Source organism: Streptomyces sp. CG4 (assembly GCF_041080655.1).
Lineage (GTDB): Bacteria > Actinomycetota > Actinomycetes > Streptomycetales > Streptomycetaceae > Streptomyces.
Genome location: NZ_CP163525.1, coordinates 8,654,850 through 8,672,924, shown reverse-complemented (window position 1 = coordinate 8,672,924; position 18,075 = coordinate 8,654,850). Strand labels below are relative to the sequence as shown.

The window sequence follows — 18,075 nt, the reverse complement described above, 5'->3', positions numbered from 1 at the left end:
GTACCCCTGCCTGAGAGGCATCGGGGAAGAACCCTTCTCCTGTGTGCGCAGCGAGCAACGCCCGGTCACAAGGAACGCCATGTCCGACAGCCCCGCCCCGGCGCAGTCGCCGGGAACCAGCCGCAGCACCTCGGCGACCATCCCGCCGAACATTCTGCGCTGTCTCACCCCGGTCACCGACGGGTACGGAGTCGACCTGCGGCCCGAGCTGAGACGGGTCGGGCTGGACGAGACGATGATGCGCTCGGCGGCGCTGCGGGTCTCCTACCGTCAGGGCAGTGCCGTCATCCGGCGCGCGCTGGAGCTCACCGGTGACGCTCACCTGGGGCTGCGGGTGGGTGCCGCGCAACACCTGACCTCCTGGGGCCTCCTGGGGTTCGCCCAGATGGCCGCAGAGACGCTGCGGGAGGCCATCGAGACGGGCGTGCGCTTCCAGAACCTGTCCGGGGCGATGGTGGTGTGGTCGGCGGGGCAGGAGGAAGCCGGCTATGTGCTGCGGGCCGCACTGCCCGATCCCGCCCTCGATCCGGCGGTCGCGATCTTCCTGGCCGAGGAGGCGTTCGCCAGCGTCGTCGCCCTCACACGGCTGAGTTCCGGGGAGGAGTTCGCCCCGCAGAGCGTCGAGTTCGCCTTTCCCGCCCCACGCGACAGCGGGCCGTTCGCCGAGCTGTTCCGCTGCCCGGTACGGTTCGACGCCGTGGGGAACCGCTTGGTGTTCCCCACGGCATGGGCCGGGCGGCCGATGCCGGGCCGCGACCAGGTCGCCTACGCCGCCGTCGTGGAACTCCTCGGGGAGCAGGCGGCGTCGAGGCGCGACCAGCAGGATCTACTGGAGGTGCTGGAGATCTCGATCGCGCAGAGCCTGCCCGACGTGCCGTCCTTCGTCGAGCAGGCCCGACGGCACGCTTCCAGCGAGCGCACGCTGCGCCGTCGCCTGGCCGAGTGCGGCACGACGTACGAGGCGGTCGTCGACGGGGTGCGCCGCGAGCGGGTCGAGCAGCTGCTGCCCCGCCCCGGGCTGACCCTGCGTGACATCGCCCGGCAGGCGGGCTTCTCCGACGTGCGAGCGCTCCGGCGGGCGGTGCACCGCTGGCACGGGGTGCCCCCCGCCCGGCTGCGCGGGGAGGCCGCGGAACGGTAAGGGGGTGCCGGTGTCGACGATGTAGCGCAGGGCGTCGACGATCTCGCGTCGGGTCGGCGAACCGGTGGGCCGCGCCCGTCACGTCACCGGTACGTCAGACCTTCGTGGCCGAGCGGAAGGGACACCGTGAACACCGTCGCCCCCGGCTCACTGGTCAGCGTGATGGTGCCGCCGTGGGCGCGGACCAGGGAAGTCGCCACGGCGAGGCCGAGGCCGCTGCCGCCGCGGTCGCGGCTACGGGTCCTGTCGACGCGGTAGAAGCGGTCGAAGATCCGTTCCTGGTCGGCGGGCGGGATGCCGGGTCCGGCGTCCGCAACCCGCACCACGGCCCTGTCCTCCTCCGGCGCGACCTCCATCCGCACCTGCGTACCGGCCGGAGTGTGCACGGCCGCGTTCGTGAGCAGGTTGTCCAGGACCTGCCGGATGCGGTGCGGGTCCACGCGCAGCTTCAGCGGGGCCGGAGGGGACGTCACCGTCAGCGGACGGTCCGGATGGCTCACCCGGAAGGCCGCGGCCGCCTCCTCGACCAGCCCGGCCAGATCCGTGTCCTGCAGCCGCAGCGGGGCGTCCGCCTCCGCCGAGTCCAGGCGGGCGAGCAGCAGCAGGTCGTCCAGGAGGACACCCATCCGGGCGGCCTCGGCGCGCAGCCGGGCCAGGTGCTTGTCGCGTTCCTCGGGGGCGTTGGCGGCGGCGTACTGGAAGAGGTCCGCGTACCCACGTACGGACATCAGCGGGGTACGGAGTTCGTGCGAGGCGTCCGCGACGAAACGGCGCAGGCGCTGCTCGGCCTGCGCGCGCACGGCGAGGGAGTCGTCGATGTGCTCCAGCATCGTGTTGAACGCGGTGCGCAGATCCTCGACCTCCGGGCCGCCGCCCCGCTTGTCGGCGCGCAGCGGCAACCGGGCCGCCGACTCCGTCAGGTCGTGCGAGGTGATGCCGCGGGCGGTGTGCGCCATGTCGCTGAGGGGGTTCAGGCCCCGGCGCAGCATCCGCCGTCCGAACACCACCAGCGCCAGCAGCGCGAGCCCGAACGCGATGACCTGGACCGTGATCAGCCGCCGTACCGTGTCGTCGATGTCGTCCATCGGCGCGCCGCTGATCAGGACCACACCGGGCTTGACCTCGCAGGCGCGCAGCCGGTAGTCGCCGTCGCCCGTGAGGTCCGCGGTGCGCATGATCTCGCTGTCCGCGGCGGACTGGGCCCTGGCCAGGGAGGTGAGGGGGGCGATGTCTTGGGGGAGGTCGCTGGTCTCCTCCGGCTTGCGGAGCACGGCGTTGCCGCCCGACACGTCGTACACGGCGTAGTACCAGCGGAAGTATTTCTTGCCCTGGAGAGTGCCGGTCTCCGCGACGCTCTTGGACTGGGCGACCTGGGCGAGCCCCAGCTGGTCGTCGAGCTGGTTCGACAGGTACTCCCGCATGTAGGTCGTCAGGGCCGTGCCGACCACGGCGAACACCACCAGGGCCAGCAGCCCGAGCCCGAGCGCCAGCCGGGTGCCGAGCCGCAGCCTTTGGTACGACTGCGGTAGCCGGCGGATCACTCGGCGGCCTGCCGGATGACGTACCCGAAGCCCCGTATCGTCCGGATCAGCGGCTCGCCCGTGTCGTCGAGCTTGCGGCGCAGGCGGCTGACGACCAGCTCGACGACGTTCGAGCGGCCCCCGAAGCCGTACTCCCACACATGGTCGAGTATCTGCGCCTTGGTCATCACGGTCGGCGACTTGCGCATCAGGAAGCGCAGCACCTCGTACTCGGTGGGGGTGAGGGTGAGCAGCTTGTCGCCGCGGCGCACCTCACGGGTGTCCTCGTCCATCGTCAGGTCCGCCACCCGCAGCACCGAGCGCTGGAAGCCGGGGCCGGAGCTGCGCCGCAGCACCGTCCGCAGCCGGGCCATCAGCTCCTCCACCGCGAACGGTTTGACCAGGTAGTCGTCACCGCCCCGGGTCAGCCCGGCCACCCGGTCGGCGACGCCGTCGCGCGCGGTGAGGAACACCACGGGCACCATCGTGCCGGCTCCGCGCAGCCGGTCCAGGACACCGAAGCCGTCCACGTCGGGCAGCATCAGATCGAGCACCACGATGTCCGGGTGGAACTCGCCGGCCAGCCGCAGCGCCTCCTCACCGGAGTTCGCGGTGACCGCGTCCCAGCCCTCGTAACGGGCCACGGTCGCGACGAGATCGGCGATGGGCGGGTCGTCGTCCACGACCAGCAGGCGTACTTTTTCCACCCGCTCATACTGCGGCACACGGCCGGTGAGGCCGTATCTCAGGGATCACAGCAGGCACATCGATAAGTAGTTGTAAGTTGTACGACAGGTTATCGACAGCTCCCGCCAGCCAAGCTCGGTCTCCCCAGGATCCGATGAAGGAGCTGCCGTCCCGTGACGACCGTCCAATCGCCCCCTGCGCCCCCCACGGCGATACGCCCCAGGGTGGTGGCCCGTACGAGCCTGTACGCCGTGCTCGCCGCGAACGCCGGCGTGGTCGCCTACTTCTTCGCCCAGGCGGGCTTCGCTTCCAACGCGCTGATCGTCATCGGCCGCCTCTTCGGCCTCTACGGCGCGCTCGTCATGGCCTTCCAGCTGGTGCTGGTGGCCCGGCTGCCATGGCTCGACCGCCGCATCGGCATGGACCGGCTGACCTCCTGGCACCGCTGGACCGGCTTCGCCCTGCTGTGGACGCTGCTCGCGCACGCCGTCTTCATCACCTTCGGCTACGCCGAAGGCGCGGGTGTCGGCCCAATCACCGAGCTCGTCGACCTCGCCCGGACGACGCAGGGCGTGCTCCGCGCGATCGTCGCGTTCGGCATCATCGTCGTCGTCGGCGCCGTCTCGGCCCGCTACGCCCGCCGCCGCCTCGCCTACGAGACCTGGCATTTCATCCACCTGTACACGTACGTCGCCGTGGTACTCGCCTTCACGCACCAGGTCGCGGTCGGTACGACGTTCACCGCGTCGTCCGCCGCGAAGGTGTACTGGTACGGGGTGTGGGGCCTGGCCCTCGGCGCGGTCGTCCTGGGCCGCCTCGCGCTGCCGCTGTGGCGCAACACGCGCCACCAGTTCCGTGTCTCGGCGGTCGTCCCCGAGTCCGACAACGTGGTCTCTGTCTATGTCACCGGCAAGGACCTGGAACGGCTCCCCGCGCAGGCCGGCCAGTTCTTCCTGTGGCGGTTCCTGACCCGCGACCGCTGGTGGCAGGCCAACCCGTTCTCCCTCTCGGCCGCCCCCGACGGCAGCACTCTGCGCCTGACCGCCAAGGCGGCAGGCAGAGGCAGCGCCGCCCTGCGGCACATGAAGGTCGGCACGCGCGTCTTCGCCGAGGGGCCCTACGGCGCCTTCACCACGCTGCACCGTGTGAGGTCCGAGTCCCTGCTCATCGCGGGCGGCGTCGGCGTCACCCCGATCCGGGCCATCCTGGAGGACATCGAGGGCCACGCGGTCGTCCTCTACCGGGTCTCCTCGGACCGGGACGCCGTCCTCTACGACGAACTGCGTGAAATCGCCCTCGCCAAGGGCGCCGAACTGCACCTGGTCACCGGCTCGCCCGTCCCCGACAGGCTGGCGCCGAGCGAGCTGGCGCGGCTGGTGCCGGACATCGCCGACCGGGACGTCTTCCTGTGCGGGCCGCCGCCGATGATGAACGCGGTGCTGCGCAGCCTGGGCGAGCTGAACGTGCCCAAGCAGCAGATCCACTTCGAGCGTTTCAGCCTGGCGGGATGAGAGAGACATCGTGAAGCGAGCCATACCTGTCGTCGTCCTGAGCATCGCGGGCCTTGTCCCCGTCTGGCGCTACACGCCGTCGGCTCCCGTATCGACGCCCTCCGCCTCCTCGTCCTCGGGTTCCTCCTCCGGCACCGGCGTCAAGGGCCCGACGGTGAACACCTCCAAGGGCCCCGTGCAGGTCCAGGTCACCTTCGACGGCGACAGGATCACCGCTGTGAGGATGCTGCAGCAGCCGAACCATCCGCAGACGACGGCCGCGGTGCCGAAGCTGGTCGCGGAGACACTGAATGCGCAGAGCGCGGACATCGACACGGTGTCCGGCGCGACCATCACCAGCGACGCCTACAAGAAGTCCCTCCAGGCCGCGATCGATGCGGAGGGGTGATCCGATGCACCGGGTCGAACACGTCATGAGCTTCCCCGTCTCACTCCGGGTCGACGACGAGGACGTTCCGGAGTCGGCCGGCGACGCGGTTTTCGCGTGGCTGCGTGAGGTCGACGCCCGGTTCAGCCCGTTCAGGCCGGACAGCGAGGTGTCCCGCTACGACCGGGGCGAGCTGGGGCCGCACGAGCTCAGCGACGATCTCGTCGAGGTCCTCGACCTGTGCGAGCACTACCGGATCGCGACGGGCGGCGCCTTCGACGTATGGCTGCCCGGCCGCCGCCTTGACCCCTGTGCGGTGGTCAAGGGCTGGTCGGTGCAGCGAGCGGCAGAGCTGCTGAAGGCGGCCGGCGCGAAGAGGTTCGTCCTGAACGCCGGCGGTGACGTGGTCGCCGCCGGCGGGCCCTGGCGGGTCGGCGTACGGCACCCCGAACACGCCGACAAGCTGTGCACCGTCCTCGAACTCACCGACGGGGCGGTCGCGACCTCCGCGCGCTACGAACGCGGCGACCACATCATCGACGGCCGCACGGGCCTCCCGGCGACCGGGCTGCTCAGCCTGACCGTCGTGGCCGCCACCCTGACGGAGGCGGACTCGGTCGCGACGGCGGCCTTCGCGATGGGCGTGAAGGGCATCGAGTGGGCCGCCTCGCTGCCGGGCTGCGAGGTGTTCGCCGTGGACGCCGGTGGACATGTGCTGCGGACGGAGGGATTTGCGGTCGCAGGCAAGACGGCGGCGGTTGCGTGACCGACCGGTTGCCTGGGGGCGGAGCGGGCGGCGGGCCTCCCGCGCCGCGGCGGTGGACTCGCCCTGCCTGAGTGGTAGCCGACCTGGACAAGGGGGTCCTGGTCGGGCTCGTGGTCGGGCCGACCACGAGGGGGCCGGGTTCGGCCCTTGCGACCCGGTTGACGTTGGTGACCTCCAGCCAGAGGTGCCCGGCACCCCGCTCGCGGCCGAACTCCACCGCGAGCCCCATCAGCGCGCGGCCGACCCCCTGCCCCGGTGCTCCGGAGCTCCGGAGCTCCGGAGCGATCTCGATGTCCTCGATGGTCAGCCGACAGTTCCAGCCGGAGTACGAAACGGCGACGAACCCGGCCAGGTCACTGCCGATGCCTCCGGCACCGCCGGTCACCAGGATGACCTTGTCACGGAAGTCGTACGTCATGACGCCACCGCCTCCTGTCGCACGGACGTCGCCCGAGGCGGAAGTCCCGCGGTACGCCAGCCCATCCCTCCGGCGACCTTGCCGAGGTACTTCACGAAGGCATCGCTGTGGACGTAGCCGGTGTGGCGTGGCGAGTCGACGAACGTCAGTCCGCCGGAGAGGTCCGGCCGGTCGCTGCGGATCATGCGGGCGAACCGCCCGGCGGTCGGCAGCCCGTCCCTTGCATCCCGGATGAAGGAGGCGATCAACTGGGCCTGGCTGTCGAAGAGCTGGTAGGCACCGGAGTTGGTCTCCACGAAGCCGACGCCGAACAGGCCCTCGTGCTCGCGGGAGAAGGAGGACAGGTAGAGGTCGGGGTGCTGCTCGTCGCCGAAGTAGCTCTGCGCGACGGGAACTTTGTGGACGTATCCCGTGGCCAGCAGGATCAGGTCGAAGTCGTCGCTGGTGCCGTCGGTGAAGTGCACTGTCCGGCCCGCGGTGCGCGCGATGCCGGGCCTGGCCGTGATGTCCCTGTGCTGGAGGTGATGGATCAGCTGCGAGTTGAGGGCCGGATGGGTCTCGAACAGCTTGTGGTCGGGCTTTTGCAGGCCGAGCCTGCGCGGGTCGCCGTTGAGCCAGCGCAGCAAGCCGCCGAACACCTTCTGCTGCAGCCACATCGGCAGGTGGGGGCCGCCCGCGGCGATGGTGTCCACCGGCCGGCCGAACAGGTGCTTGGGGATGAACCAGTAGCCACGGCGCATGCTGATCGCCGCGTGGTCGGCGGACCGCGCCGCATCGCAGGCGATGTCCAGCCCGGAGTTCCCCGCACCCACCACCAGCACCCGCTTGCCCCGCAGTTCGGCGCTGCTGCGGTAAGTGATCGTGTGGCGGATCTCTCCGGTGAAGTCACCGGGCAGGTCGGGGACGTTGGGGTGCCACTGCGCGCCCGTGCACACGACGACATGCCGGTGTGTGCCGGCCCGGCCGTCGGCACGGGTGACCGTCCAGGTGCCGTCCGGGTTCTTGTCCACGCTGCGGACCTCGGTGCCGAACTCGATGCGGTCCCGGAGCCCGTATGCCTCGGCGAACGACGTCAGGTAGGACAGGATCTGCCGGTGCGGCGGGTAGTCGGCGAAGTGGTCCGGCATCGGATAGCCGCCGAAGCCGGAGAGGGTCTTGCTGGAGATGAAGTGGGCCGACTCGTACATCGGGCTGCCCGGGTTGTCGATGTCCCACAGTCCGCCCGGTCCGGTGTGGCGCTCGATGTGCGTGTACGGCAGGTCCCGCTCGGCCAGCGCCCTCGCGGCCGCCAGCCCTGCGGGTCCCGCACCGATCACACAGGTGTCGTACTGGTTCTCACTCACCAGTCCGCCTCCTTGCTCGGATGTCTCAGGTATTGCGGGGAACCTATGCACCGGGCGGCCGGCGGGAACTGACCCCTGCGGCCACAGAGGGGACCGCAGCGGCCAGGGACATGCCTCGGCGCCGGGATCGGGGCACAGTGGCGGGCGTATGTCGGGGTGGTGGCTGCTTTCACGAGGAGGGTGCGAGCTTCCTCTCGGCCGATGCCTCCGTGCCGGCCACCGTCATCCGGAGCAGGGGCAGCGAGGCGATGACGGTGCCGAGCGCCAGGACGAGGCCGAGCACGTCGGCCCCGGCGGCGTCGAGGACGGCTCCGACGGCGAGCGGTCCGATGCCGGTGCCCAGGGCGCCCGCGCCGCTGAGGGAGGCGACCAGACGCCCGGTCGGGTCGATGAGCGCCGCGGCGGCGAGCATCTGCACCAGGACGGCCAGTTGGCAGGCCTGCCAGAGGACGGCCGCGACGGTGAAGAGCACGGGGTCGTGGGTGAGGACCAGGACCGCCATCGCGAGGGCCTGTGCCGTGACGAAGACGGCCATCGACCGCATGCGCCCGAAGCGCCGCGCCGCCACCGGACCCGCCACCGCGCCGATGAGCGCCACGACGCTGGAGATCGCGAGGACGGCCGACACGGCCGAGTGGGACATCCCGGTGTGCTGACGGCCGAGGACCGAGGCGTACGACCACGCGCCCTGGGTGACGGTCCACAGGAGCGCGGTCCCGAGGAGCAGAACCACCGGCGGCCTGGCCGCGGTCGTCTCTGCCGTGCCGGCGGACCCGGCGTCCGGTGTGGAGGGGCCGTCCGGGAGCCGGCGTATCAGTGGCCGGGCGGCGAGACAGCACAACGCCATGAGCAGGAAGCCGGAGCCCTCCCCGAGGTCGTGGTTGGCCGCGGGGACGCCAATGATCAGCAGTGCCGTCACGCCGACCGTGCCGGAGATGGTGACGGCGGACGCCTTGTCGGCGTCGTCGGTGGCGGCGAGCGCCGCCGTGGCCGCCGCGTAGACCGCGCCGAGTCCCGCGCCGAGGACCAGGTTGGCCAGGACCAGGGTCACCGGCTCGGTGGCCGCCGCCGCTCCCAGGAAGCCGGCTCCCGCGAGAGCCAGACCGAGGCGGGTCATCCGCACCCGGCCAGGCCGCGCGGCCCGCTTGGCCAGCAGCAGCGTCACCACCGCCGTCGCCGTCAGCTGGCTCGCGGCCACGATCCCGGCGCCGGAGTCCGAGAGCCCGAAGCGTGACGCGAAGTCGTCGACGAAGACGGGCATCACGTTCGCCCCGCCATTGCCAAGGGTGACTCCGGCGATGAGCGCCACCGCCACGCCGAAGGTCAGGGCGGAGGCGCTGCGCGCGTTCACCGGCCGCTCCTCTGCGAGGAGTTGGGGACGTCCACCGTTCCTCGGCGGAGCGCCGAGTGTGCAACAAGCATGAGAGCCTCACGAGTCAGGGGGCACGAGCCGCGTTTCGGGGCACGGGCCACGGACGTGTCGGACGTCCGTGGCCCGTCGATCGGGGATCGGGTGCCGTGGACGACGCCACCGCACCGTCGGCGGTCAGCCCGCCCAGACGTCTTCCACGTAGTGGCCGGACTCGGTCAGGGCGGCCAGCCAGGCGGTGGCCTCCTCGTCGGCGGCGCCGGTGTTCTTGCGGTAGATCGCCATGAACGCCTCTCGCACCGCCGGGGCCATACGACGGCCGTCTCCGCAGATGTAGACGCGTCCCCCGGCCTCCAGTACGGCCCAGACCTCGTCGCTCTCCTTGGCGATGCGGTCCTGGACGAAGCGGGCACCGTCCTCGGGGGCGCAGGCGAAGGTGGGCCGCATGCTGACGGCTCCGGCTGCCTCGGCCGCCTCGAACTCCGCACGGTGGAGGTAGTCGACGTCGGGGTGGTCGCAGCCGAAGTAGCACAGCAGCCTTCCGGTCGACCGGGTGTGGTGGCGGTCGAGGACCGCGCCGCGGAAGGGTGCCAGACCGGTGCCCGCGCTGACCAGGATCACCGGCACCGACGCGTCCTGCGGCAGGCGGAAGGCCTCGCTGCAGGGCAGCACCCTGGCCTGGACGGTGTCGCCGGCGTGCACGGTCTGGAGGTAGTGCGAGGCGATGCCGTGGAACGTCCCCTCGCCGCCGCGGTGGGGCGCGGCGAGCAGCGACACCATCAGGTCCACCTCGCCGGGTGCCGCTTCGGCGGACGAGGAGATCGAGTAGTGGCGCGGGCGCAGGACGGGCAGCAGTTCCAGGAAGCGTTCGAAGGGCAGCTCGCAGGCGCGGTAGCGCTCCAGCAGGTCCAGGACGCTGTGTCCGGCGGCGGTCACCTGCTCGTGGAAGGACTCCGGATCCGCCGCCGCGAGGTCGGCCAGGGGGCGGCGCTCGGGCGGGCAGGCGGTGTGCTCGGCGAGCACGGCGACCTGTTCCTGGGTGGCGGCGTCCTGCAGTTCGACGAAGTCGGTGAGCAGGCGGCGCAGGGTCAGCGGCCGGTCTACGGGCAGGGCGCCCCGGCTGCGGCGACGGGCGCGCAGTCGCACGGTGCGGTCCAGGTCGAGGCCGAACCGGTCGGCCACCCGCCGCACGAGGGCGTCCGGGTTGCTCGGGAGCACGGCCAGGTGGTCGCCGGTGCGGTAGGTGACGCCCTCGGGCAGCCGCAGCCTCAGGAATCGCTTGGAGCGGCCCAACGCGTGGTCCATGTCGACCAGTTCGTACGCGTCGAGCACCTCCATCGGCTGTACGCCGTGTCGTGCCGCGAGACCGCCGATGACCGAGTCGGTCGCGTCCTGAAGCTCGTACAGCCCCGTCTCCTGTTCGGCGGTCGGCTCGGCCTCCTGCGCTTGTGCGGCGGCTCCGTACCGCTCCAGCAGGACGGTCCACAGATCGCCGGTCCACCGGTCCACCGTGCCGGCGAAGTCGCCGGCGGCGTCCGCGGCGCCGCGCGCCAGCAGTGGGGTGGCGCCCGCGGCGGTGAGCCGCTCGTCGATGAGGGTGGGGACGCGCTGGTAGGTGGCGGCCCAGTTGCGGTCGCCGACGCCGAGGACCGCGTACTGGAGGCCGTCGAGCGCGCCGGGCTCCAGGCCTTCCAGCCATGCGACGAAATCCGTGGCGTCGTCGGTGGGCCTGCCGTTGTAGGAGGCGGCCACGATCACCACCGGTCCGTCACCCGCGGAGAGCTTGCCCACGGCGTCGTTGAGGGGAGCGATGGACGGGGTCAAGCCGCGCTCGTCGCCGTCCGCCGCCAGGTCGCGGGCGATGCCCGCGCAGGTGCCCAGGTTGGAGCCGTGCAGGAGGGTCAGCGCGGTTCCGGTGGCGCGCCGGACCGCGGGCCGGCTCTGGCCGGCGGGAGCGCTGCCCGCGGCGACGGCCGCGGCGGTGGGCAGGCGGCGCTCCCCGGTGGTGCGCCGAGCCAGGTTCAGTGTGAACGCGTCGGGCTTGAGGGTGAGCGACTGCTTGATCTTCAGCTGGTAGTTGGTGTGGTCGATCAGGCGGTAGCGGTGGATCACCAGCGCGAGGACCAGCGTCGCCTCGTGCAGCGCGAACTGGCGGCCGATGCAGGCGCGTTCGCCGCTGCCGAACGGCTTGAACAGGTGGACCGGCCGCTCCTCCTCCCGCTCGGGCAGGAACCGGTCGGGGTCGAACAGCTCGACGTTCTCGCCCCAGGCGGGGTCCCGGTGCAGCTGCGGGATGAGCACCTGGATCGACTCGCCCTTGCGCACGGCGTACTTCTCGCCGATGACGGTGTCCTCCAGCGGCTCCACGGCGTACGCGGGCGCCGTCGGCCACAGCCGCAGGCCCTCGTTGAGCACCTGGCGGATGTACGTGAGCTTGCCGATGTCCCCGTAGTCCGGCTCGGGGCTGTCCGAGTCGCCCCACAGCGCGTCGACCTCGGCCTGGGCGCGGGCGAGGACCTCGGGGTGCTTGGTCAGGTAGTAGAGGGCGAAGGACAGGGCTCCGCTGGTGGTCTCGTGCCCGGCGATGAGGAACGTGATCGCCTGGTAGCGGATGTTGACGTCGTCCAGGGGCTCGCCCGTCACCGCGTCGCGGGTGTGCAGCATGCGCCCGAGCAGGTCGTCGGTGCTCGGGTCCCCGGAGGCCCGGCGCTCTCGGATCACGTCGTCGACCAGGTCCTTCATCAGGGTCACGTCGGCACGGAACCGCTCGGCCTGCTTCCACTTGAACAGCTCCGAGCCCGGGATGGACTCCCCCTTGGCCTGGGCGAAGCCCAGCGCTCGCGACAGGGCGGTGACGAAGGGGTGCGAGTCCTCGCGGCCGAAGGACTCGAAGTCGTAGCCGAAACCGCACAGGCCGATCGTGTCGAACGTCAGCCGCGTCATGTCGCCGGCCACGTCCACGGGCTCCGTTCCGGCCGCCCGGTCCCACTTCCCGATCAGCTCCCGGGCCACCTTGAGCATCGTCGCGTGGTAGCCGCGCATCGCGCCGAGCGAGAAGGCCGGCATCAGGATGTCGTGGGCCTTGCGCCAGTTGGGCTCGTCGTTGAACGCGGTGAAGAGCCCGTCGCCGCCGATCTCCCGAAGGATCACGAGGTCGGGGTGCACGTTCTTGCGGAACCGGCTCTCGTCCGCCAGCTCGGTGACCAGGTCGAGACCGGAGGCGAAGCTGATCTCGTTACCGAAGATGCGGAGCTTGAACAGCGGCCCCAGCTCCTTGGCCTCCTTCATCACATAGAGCAGGCCGTCGGCGCCACCCGGGATGTCGAACGCGTGGCCGACCAGGGGCAGGGCGCGCCGCTGGGGGATCGGCTCGGTTCCGCGCAGGGTCTCGTGAGTCATGAGCTTGCCTTTCGTTCGGCGCAGGCTGTCTCTGGCCAGAACCATACGGGCGACATTGTCACTCGACAATGTCGACTGATTGTGTTGGTTGACACAGTCGATTGACGGAACCTTCCAGGGGTAAATCTTGTCGAGTGACCTGTTCGACAGACTGAGTCGTATGATGCCGTCATGGCTCATGTATCCGCGGCGGAGCGCCGCCCCCAACTGATCAAGGCGGCCATCGATCTCATGACCAGGGAGGGCGTGGCCGCCGGAAGCACCCGCGCCATCGCCGCCGAGCTGGGTGTGGCCCAGGCGACCGTGCACTACACCTTCGGCACGAAGGAAGAGCTGTACCGGGCCGTCATGGAGCAGCTCACCCAGGACCTGGTCGCCCAGGTGGAGCGGGCCGCGCCCACAGACGCGAGTTTCGAGGACACGATCTCCACGCTCGCCGAGGCACTGTGGCGCACCGTGCTGGAACAGCCCGCGTCCCACCAGCTCCTGACGGAGCTGTCCATGTTCGCCCTGCGCACGCCCCATCTCCAGGAGGCCCTGCACGCCCACCAGCGCGACATCTCGGCCGTGACGACGAAGCTGATCAGTGAGGCCGCCGAACGCACCGGCCACCGACTCACCCAGCCCGCCGAGACCATCGCGAGGTTCTTCCTCGCGGGCTTCGACGGACTGACGATGCAGCACCTCTCACTGCCGGACGAGGAGGCCGAAGGGGTCTGCCTGCGGGCGCTGATCTCCGCCGTCCTGGCCATGGCCTGAGGGCGCCCGCGACCGGCGGAAACACGCAGACAGCACGTCACCCCGCCGGGTGAGCTGCCCGGCGGGGTGACGTGGATGCCCGATACGGTTCGGGCGGTCAGCAGGTGGAGTTGGTCTGGGTGAGCAGGCCCATCCGCCAGGGCAGCGAGTTGTAGTCACCGCCGGCGTTGGGGTCCACGCCTTGGTAGACGTACTGCATGTGGCAGGGATCGATGGGCAGGGTCTGGTCGTTGCCGGCGCGGACCATCTCGCCGTGGCTGATGTCCTCGGTCCAGGCGCCGCCCGGGAAGGTGACGTTGCTGCGGCCGGCGAGGGGGTCCAGCCGCCGGTGAGGCTGGGTCGAGGTGAAGGAACGGAATTGACTTGCTCTCCCTCCTGAAGGAGGGAGATTCTGGCCTGCTCGCTCGGTGCTGTGCCGCTACGCGGCACGGGCATCGGGCGGGCTTCCGTGGCTTCCTGTTTCTTCGCGCTGTGCCAGAAGGGGTTCTGGTCTTACCGGCGCTGCGCAGGCTGTCACCGCCAGTCCGGCGGCCTTGATGTTCTTCGCGGCGTTGTGGTCCCGGTCATGGAGGGTGCCGCAGGCCGTGCAGGTCCATTCCCGCACGTGAAGGGGTTTGCGCCCGTCCTTGATCCCGCAGGTGGAGCACACCTGGCTGGTGGGCTCGAACCGGCCGACCTTGACAAAGGTCCGGCCGTACCGCTTCGCCTTGTACTCCAGCATGCCCACGAACGCGGACCATCCCGCGTCGTGCACGCTCTTGGCAAGCCGGGTGCGCGCCAGTCCACAGACCGCCAGGTCCTCCACCGCGACCGCTTGGTTCTCGCGGATCACTTTCGTGGAGAGCTGGTGATGGAACTCGCGGCGCGCGTCGGTGACCTTGGCATGGGCGCGGGCGACCTTCACGCCGGCCTTGGCCCGGTTCTTCGATCCCTTCTGCTTGCGGGACAGCTCCCGCTGGGCCTTCTTGAGTTTCTTCTCCGCCCGGCGCAAAAACCGCGGGCTGTCGATCTTCGTGCCGTTGGACAGGACCGCGAAGTGACTCAACCCGAGGTCGATGCCGAGGACGCTGTCGAGGTCCGGCTCGCCCAGGCGGCTTCGGTCCTGCTCCGGGTCGGACTCGATGACGAAGGAGGCGAAGAACCGCCCCGCCGCGTCCCGGATCACGGTGACGCTGGAGGGGATCGAGGGGAGAGCCCGCGACCAACGCACCCGCACCTCGCCGATCTTCGGCAGCAGCAGCCGCCCGGCTCCGGTAATCTTCCAGCGCGCGTTCTGGGTGAACCGGATCGCCTGCCGGGCATCCCTCCTGGACTTGAAGCGCGGCGCGCCCACCCGCGCCCCTTTGCGGGCTCCCTTCAGTGAGGCGAAGAAGTTCCGGTACGCGCCGTCCGCATCTCGCAGTGACTGCTGCAGCACCACCGCCGACACCTCGCCCAGCCAGTGCCGCTCGCGGGTCTTCTTCGCCTCGGTGACGAGCGCCTTCGACAGCACCGCCGCGGTGGGGAACGCCTCCCCTGCCGCCCGCGCCCGCTCCCGCGCCGCGATCACGTCGTTGTACACCACCCGCGCGCACCCGAACGCTCTGGCCAGCGCGATGCGCTGACCCGATGTCGGGTCGAGGCGGAAGGCATACCGAAGCCGCATGATCCGGACGCTAACACCAGTCACTGACAGCTCGGGACGGATCAGCCGAATCCAGCTCCGCTGGAACGATTCGGCGACGCTCCACATCGCCACGTTCAGATTCGCTTCACCACCGGCGTGAACGCCGGTGGTGAAGCGAATGAATCCCGGTAGCGCTGTCCCGTGTCGTGGGGGAATCGTTGGCAGGCGTTGCCGCCCGTCTCACACCGCGGGCCGCCGGAACTGCTGGTTGGTGCCGGTACCGCAGGGCCACTGGATGAGGCGGGCGCCCTCGGCGGTCGAGGCGTTCGCGACGTCCAGGCACTTGCCGCTGTGCCGGGCGACCAGGCGGTAGTAGCCGCCTCCCTGGTCATCGAACCGCCACTGCTGGTTGGTGCCCGTCGTGCAGTGGTACTGGTTCACGAACGCGCCGTCGGCGGTGGAACCCCCGTCGACATCCAGGCACTTGCCGCTGTGCTGGGCGAGCACCCGGACATAGCCGTCGCCCGCGTCCTGCAGCCGCCACTGCTGGTTGAGGCCACCGTTGCAGGAGTACTGCAGCGCGATCGCACCGTCGGCGGCGGAGTTGTCGGTGATGTCGAGGCACTTGCCACTGTGCCGGGCGGCCAGGCGGTAGTACGGACCGCCGCCCACTCCGGTGACCGTGCCGGCGGCCGTGTCGATGGCGACCTGCGGGTACCACGGCAGGTTCATGGTGACCCTGGTCGGGAAGGTCAGCGGCAGCCAGACGTACTGCGAGTCGTTGACCGTGCCGCCCATGGAGTTGCCCCAGCGGTCGCCCATGTAGAGGTAGGAGGTGCCCGAGGTTCCCTGCACGGGCAGCACGAACGCCGTCTGGGATCCGTAGGTGGTGGCGTCGCCGATCTCGGTCATGGCGGTCCAGGGGCCAGCCAGGCTGGTGGCGGTGGCGTACCTCTGCTGGTTGGGGTTCCAGCCGCTGGTGCCGGACGTGAGCATGAAGTAGACGCCGTCGCGCTTGAACAGTGCCGGTGCCTCACGGTAGTTGTTCGGCCAGGGGTTGGCGACCAGGCTGTCGTAGCCGGTGTAGTCGGGGTTGAGCTTGTAGATGTGCAGGTCGGCGTTGCCGGCCGCGGAGGTGACCTGGTACGCGGTTCCGTCGTCGTCCTTGAACAGGGTCATGTCCCGGGACGTCGTACCGGAGGGCGGCCGGAAGCTGCCCCGCCAGACGTAGTCGCCGTCGACGGTGTCGGAGACGGCCACCGCGGAACGGGACTCGTTGTAGTCGCTGCCGTTCTCCTTGTGCATCCACATCACGAACTTGCCGGTCGTGCTGTTGTAAATGACCTTCGGCCGCTCGATGTTGGCAACCGCCAGCTCCGGATCGCTGGCCCGGGTCAGCACGTTGCGCCTGAACTCCCAGGTCTTCAGGTCGGTCGAGCGGTAGGCGGACACGGCCTTGAAGGTGTTGTCCGGGTTGCGGTTCTCACCGAACCAGTAGTAGTACGCGCCCACCTTGATCACCCCGCCGCCGTGGGCATGCACCACGGCTCCCGTGGTGTCGGTGAACTGCGTCCCGTTGGTCACGGTCACCGGGGCGGCCTGGGCCGGGGCGCCGGCGACGAGCAGCGTGAACACGCCCAGGACAAGGGCGAGGAAAGGGGGGAACACACGTCTGAGCATCGGTACTCCGCTCCGAGCAGGCTGCTTGTTGTTGTTGGAATCTGTTCGGATCCGTCGCAGGACACTAAGGATCGGGCATGCCCTCGTCAATAGCTACGGCACGGTAGATACATCCCATGTAAAAGCTCGACAACCCAGCGAGTCGACGCAGGAAAGCCCTGGCTGCATGAGGTAGTTGCGTCTGATCTCTGGACAACAGCCTCTCAGTACCCGGTAATACATCCAATGTTCCTGTTGCGTTGCGGCATGGACTCCACCATCGGGACGCCCCTCGACCTGCTTGCTTTGAACCTGAATCGGCACACCGTCCGTGCTGTTCTGTGAACTGTCAGGAGAGAACCTTGCCCGAACCGATCAGTCGCCGCAGAGTGCAGAGCGCTGACCGGCGTGAGCGCCATGGCGGTTGCCGCGGCCGTCTCACCGACGCCGGCGACCCCCGCCCATGTTCATCCGCTGAGGGGTCTACTCCGGCCCCGCCAGGGGCGAGTGGTACATGGAGAACTCCACCGTCCCGCCGGAGAGGACATGGGCGCGAAGTACACCGTGATGACGATCCGTCACCACGAGGGCTTCGCCCTGTGGCCGTCCACCCACCCGGGCGCCTTCCACGCCGGACTGGCTCCGATGCGGCGGGACCTGATCGGCGAGTACGTCACCGCCGTACGCGACGCCGGCCTCAGGGTCGGTCTCTACTACTCCCCCATGAGCTGGCGCTATCCCGGCTACTACGACGTCACCGGCGCCAACTGCCTGCCCAACACGTGGGGTTACACCACCGATCCCGCGCACAAGGAGAACGCGCGGATCATGAAGAACGAGGTGTACCAGCAGGTCAAGGAGCTGATGACCCAGTACGGCCAGATCGATGACATCTACTGGGACGGCGGCTGGCTGGGTCAGCACGGCTCCGACTCGAACTCCGCCTACAGCGAGACCGACTCCGCCACAGGCCGCCCCTCGGCGTGATGGGCCTGGTACGCAAGCACCAGCCCGACATCGTGGTCAACCCGCGCTCCGGCTGGATAGGCGACTACACCAGCGAGGAAGGCGGCGCGATCCCCACCGGTGCCATGCGTACCGGCCGTCTGACGGAGAAGAACTTCACCATCTGCGGATCCTGGGGCTACAGAGCCGACGCGCCCGTGATGAGCTTCGGCACCATCATGGACATCCTGGTCAACTTCTGGGTGCGGAACATGGTCTGCCTCCTCAACGTCGGCCCCGACCGCACCGGCGTCGTCCCCGCCGACCAGGCCGCCGTGGTGCGCAGGATCGGCTCCTTCCTCACCACCTGCGGTCAGGCCGTCTACGGCACGCGCGGCGGCTCGTGGGAACCGGTGGACGGCCGGTACGGCTACACGTACAAGACGATGCAGTCGGGGGTAACCGGGACGGGCGGTGGGCGTCCGGCCCGGGCCATGTCGCATCGGCCGGCGACGGGACCGTGACGGCGCAGAGGCAGGTCGCCCCGCCCCTCTCCCGGGGCCCTTCCGTCTGCCCTCGGGGGTC

14 protein-coding genes and 2 pseudogenes are annotated in these 18,075 nt (G+C 70.0%); 7 read left to right on the top strand and 9 right to left on the bottom strand.

From position 1 onward, the window contains the following. The first annotated feature begins 79 nt into the window (after positions 1 to 79). Positions 80 to 1,141 carry an AraC family transcriptional regulator gene (locus AB5L52_RS40000; RefSeq protein ID WP_369368151.1) on the top strand — a complete coding sequence of 354 codons (1,062 nt, stop codon included), beginning with the start codon at positions 80 to 82 and terminating at the stop codon, positions 1,139 to 1,141. An 83-nt stretch (positions 1,142 to 1,224) separates the two neighbouring features. On the opposite strand, the gene AB5L52_RS39995 is transcribed toward AB5L52_RS40000, so the two are convergent. Next, positions 1,225 to 2,682, bottom strand: coding sequence for a sensor histidine kinase (locus tag AB5L52_RS39995; RefSeq protein ID WP_369368150.1), 1,458 nt, complete (start codon positions 2,680 to 2,682; stop codon positions 1,225 to 1,227). Beyond that, positions 2,679 to 3,368 carry a response regulator transcription factor gene (locus AB5L52_RS39990; RefSeq protein WP_351018686.1) on the bottom strand — a complete coding sequence of 230 codons (690 nt, stop codon included), beginning with the start codon at positions 3,366 to 3,368 and terminating at the stop codon, positions 2,679 to 2,681. Before AB5L52_RS39990 ends, AB5L52_RS39995 begins: the two co-directional genes overlap by 4 nt. A gap of 153 nt (positions 3,369 to 3,521) precedes the next feature. On the opposite strand from AB5L52_RS39990, the gene AB5L52_RS39985 reads away from it, so the two are divergent. The 3 genes from AB5L52_RS39985 to AB5L52_RS39975 are packed head-to-tail and all read left to right on the top strand — an operon-like array spanning position 3,522 to position 5,992. Then, positions 3,522 to 4,859: a ferric reductase-like transmembrane domain-containing protein gene (locus AB5L52_RS39985; protein ID WP_351018689.1), complete on the top strand. Its 1,338-nt coding sequence runs from the start codon at positions 3,522 to 3,524 to the stop codon at positions 4,857 to 4,859. Positions 4,860 to 4,869: 10 nt separating this feature from the next. Continuing rightward, positions 4,870 to 5,247 (top strand): FMN-binding protein, encoded by a 378-nt coding sequence (locus AB5L52_RS39980; protein WP_369368149.1) that lies wholly within the window; start codon positions 4,870 to 4,872, stop codon positions 5,245 to 5,247. A gap of 4 nt (positions 5,248 to 5,251) precedes the next feature. After that, the gene (locus AB5L52_RS39975; protein WP_369368148.1) at positions 5,252 to 5,992 is read left to right on the top strand and encodes an FAD:protein FMN transferase; all 741 of its coding nucleotides are present in this window, start codon (positions 5,252 to 5,254) and stop codon (positions 5,990 to 5,992) included. A gap of 157 nt (positions 5,993 to 6,149) precedes the next feature. On the opposite strand, the pseudogene AB5L52_RS39970 reads toward AB5L52_RS39975, so the two are convergent. From AB5L52_RS39970 to AB5L52_RS39955, 4 genes and pseudogenes are all read right to left on the bottom strand, one after another. Then, positions 6,150 to 6,347, bottom strand: a pseudogene (locus tag AB5L52_RS39970) (GNAT family N-acetyltransferase); the annotation flags it as partial. A 59-nt stretch (positions 6,348 to 6,406) separates the two neighbouring features. Next, positions 6,407 to 7,753 (bottom strand): flavin-containing monooxygenase, encoded by a 1,347-nt coding sequence (locus tag AB5L52_RS39965; protein WP_369368147.1) that lies wholly within the window; start codon positions 7,751 to 7,753, stop codon positions 6,407 to 6,409. Between the two features lie 169 nt (positions 7,754 to 7,922). Further along, on the bottom strand, positions 7,923 to 9,104 hold the full coding sequence (locus tag AB5L52_RS39960) for an MFS transporter (RefSeq protein ID WP_369368146.1): 1,182 nt from the start codon (positions 9,102 to 9,104) through the stop codon (positions 7,923 to 7,925). A gap of 195 nt (positions 9,105 to 9,299) precedes the next feature. Beyond that, entirely contained in the window at positions 9,300 to 12,521 is a 3,222-nt protein-coding gene (locus tag AB5L52_RS39955; RefSeq protein WP_369368145.1) for a bifunctional cytochrome P450/NADPH--P450 reductase, read from the bottom strand. A gap of 171 nt (positions 12,522 to 12,692) precedes the next feature. Here AB5L52_RS39955 and AB5L52_RS39950 point away from each other — a divergent pair, with 171 nt between their 5' ends. Next, entirely contained in the window at positions 12,693 to 13,280 is a 588-nt protein-coding gene (locus AB5L52_RS39950; protein ID WP_351018701.1) for a TetR/AcrR family transcriptional regulator, read from the top strand. A gap of 97 nt (positions 13,281 to 13,377) precedes the next feature. Here the strand turns inward: AB5L52_RS39950 and AB5L52_RS39945 are convergent. The 3 genes and pseudogenes from AB5L52_RS39945 to AB5L52_RS39935 form a co-directional block, all read right to left on the bottom strand. Then, positions 13,378 to 13,674 (bottom strand): annotated as a pseudogene (locus tag AB5L52_RS39945) (non-reducing end alpha-L-arabinofuranosidase family hydrolase); the annotation flags it as partial. 24 nt (positions 13,675 to 13,698) lie between these two features. Then, complete coding sequence (locus tag AB5L52_RS39940) at positions 13,699 to 14,925, bottom strand: RNA-guided endonuclease InsQ/TnpB family protein (RefSeq protein ID WP_369369044.1); 1,227 nt, start codon at positions 14,923 to 14,925, stop codon at positions 13,699 to 13,701. 201 nt (positions 14,926 to 15,126) lie between these two features. After that, positions 15,127 to 16,566, bottom strand: a complete 1,440-nt coding sequence (locus tag AB5L52_RS39935) for an RICIN domain-containing protein (RefSeq protein WP_369368144.1) — start codon at positions 16,564 to 16,566, stop codon at positions 15,127 to 15,129. Positions 16,567 to 17,091: 525 nt separating this feature from the next. Here AB5L52_RS39935 and AB5L52_RS39930 point away from each other — a divergent pair. Further along, positions 17,092 to 17,532, top strand: a complete 441-nt coding sequence (locus tag AB5L52_RS39930; RefSeq protein WP_369368143.1) for an alpha-L-fucosidase — start codon at positions 17,092 to 17,094, stop codon at positions 17,530 to 17,532. Continuing rightward, positions 17,532 to 18,014 (top strand): alpha-L-fucosidase, encoded by a 483-nt coding sequence (locus AB5L52_RS39925; RefSeq protein WP_369368142.1) that lies wholly within the window; start codon positions 17,532 to 17,534, stop codon positions 18,012 to 18,014. The genes AB5L52_RS39930 and AB5L52_RS39925 overlap by 1 nt, the downstream gene beginning before the upstream one ends. Positions 18,015 to 18,075 lie beyond the last annotated feature (61 nt).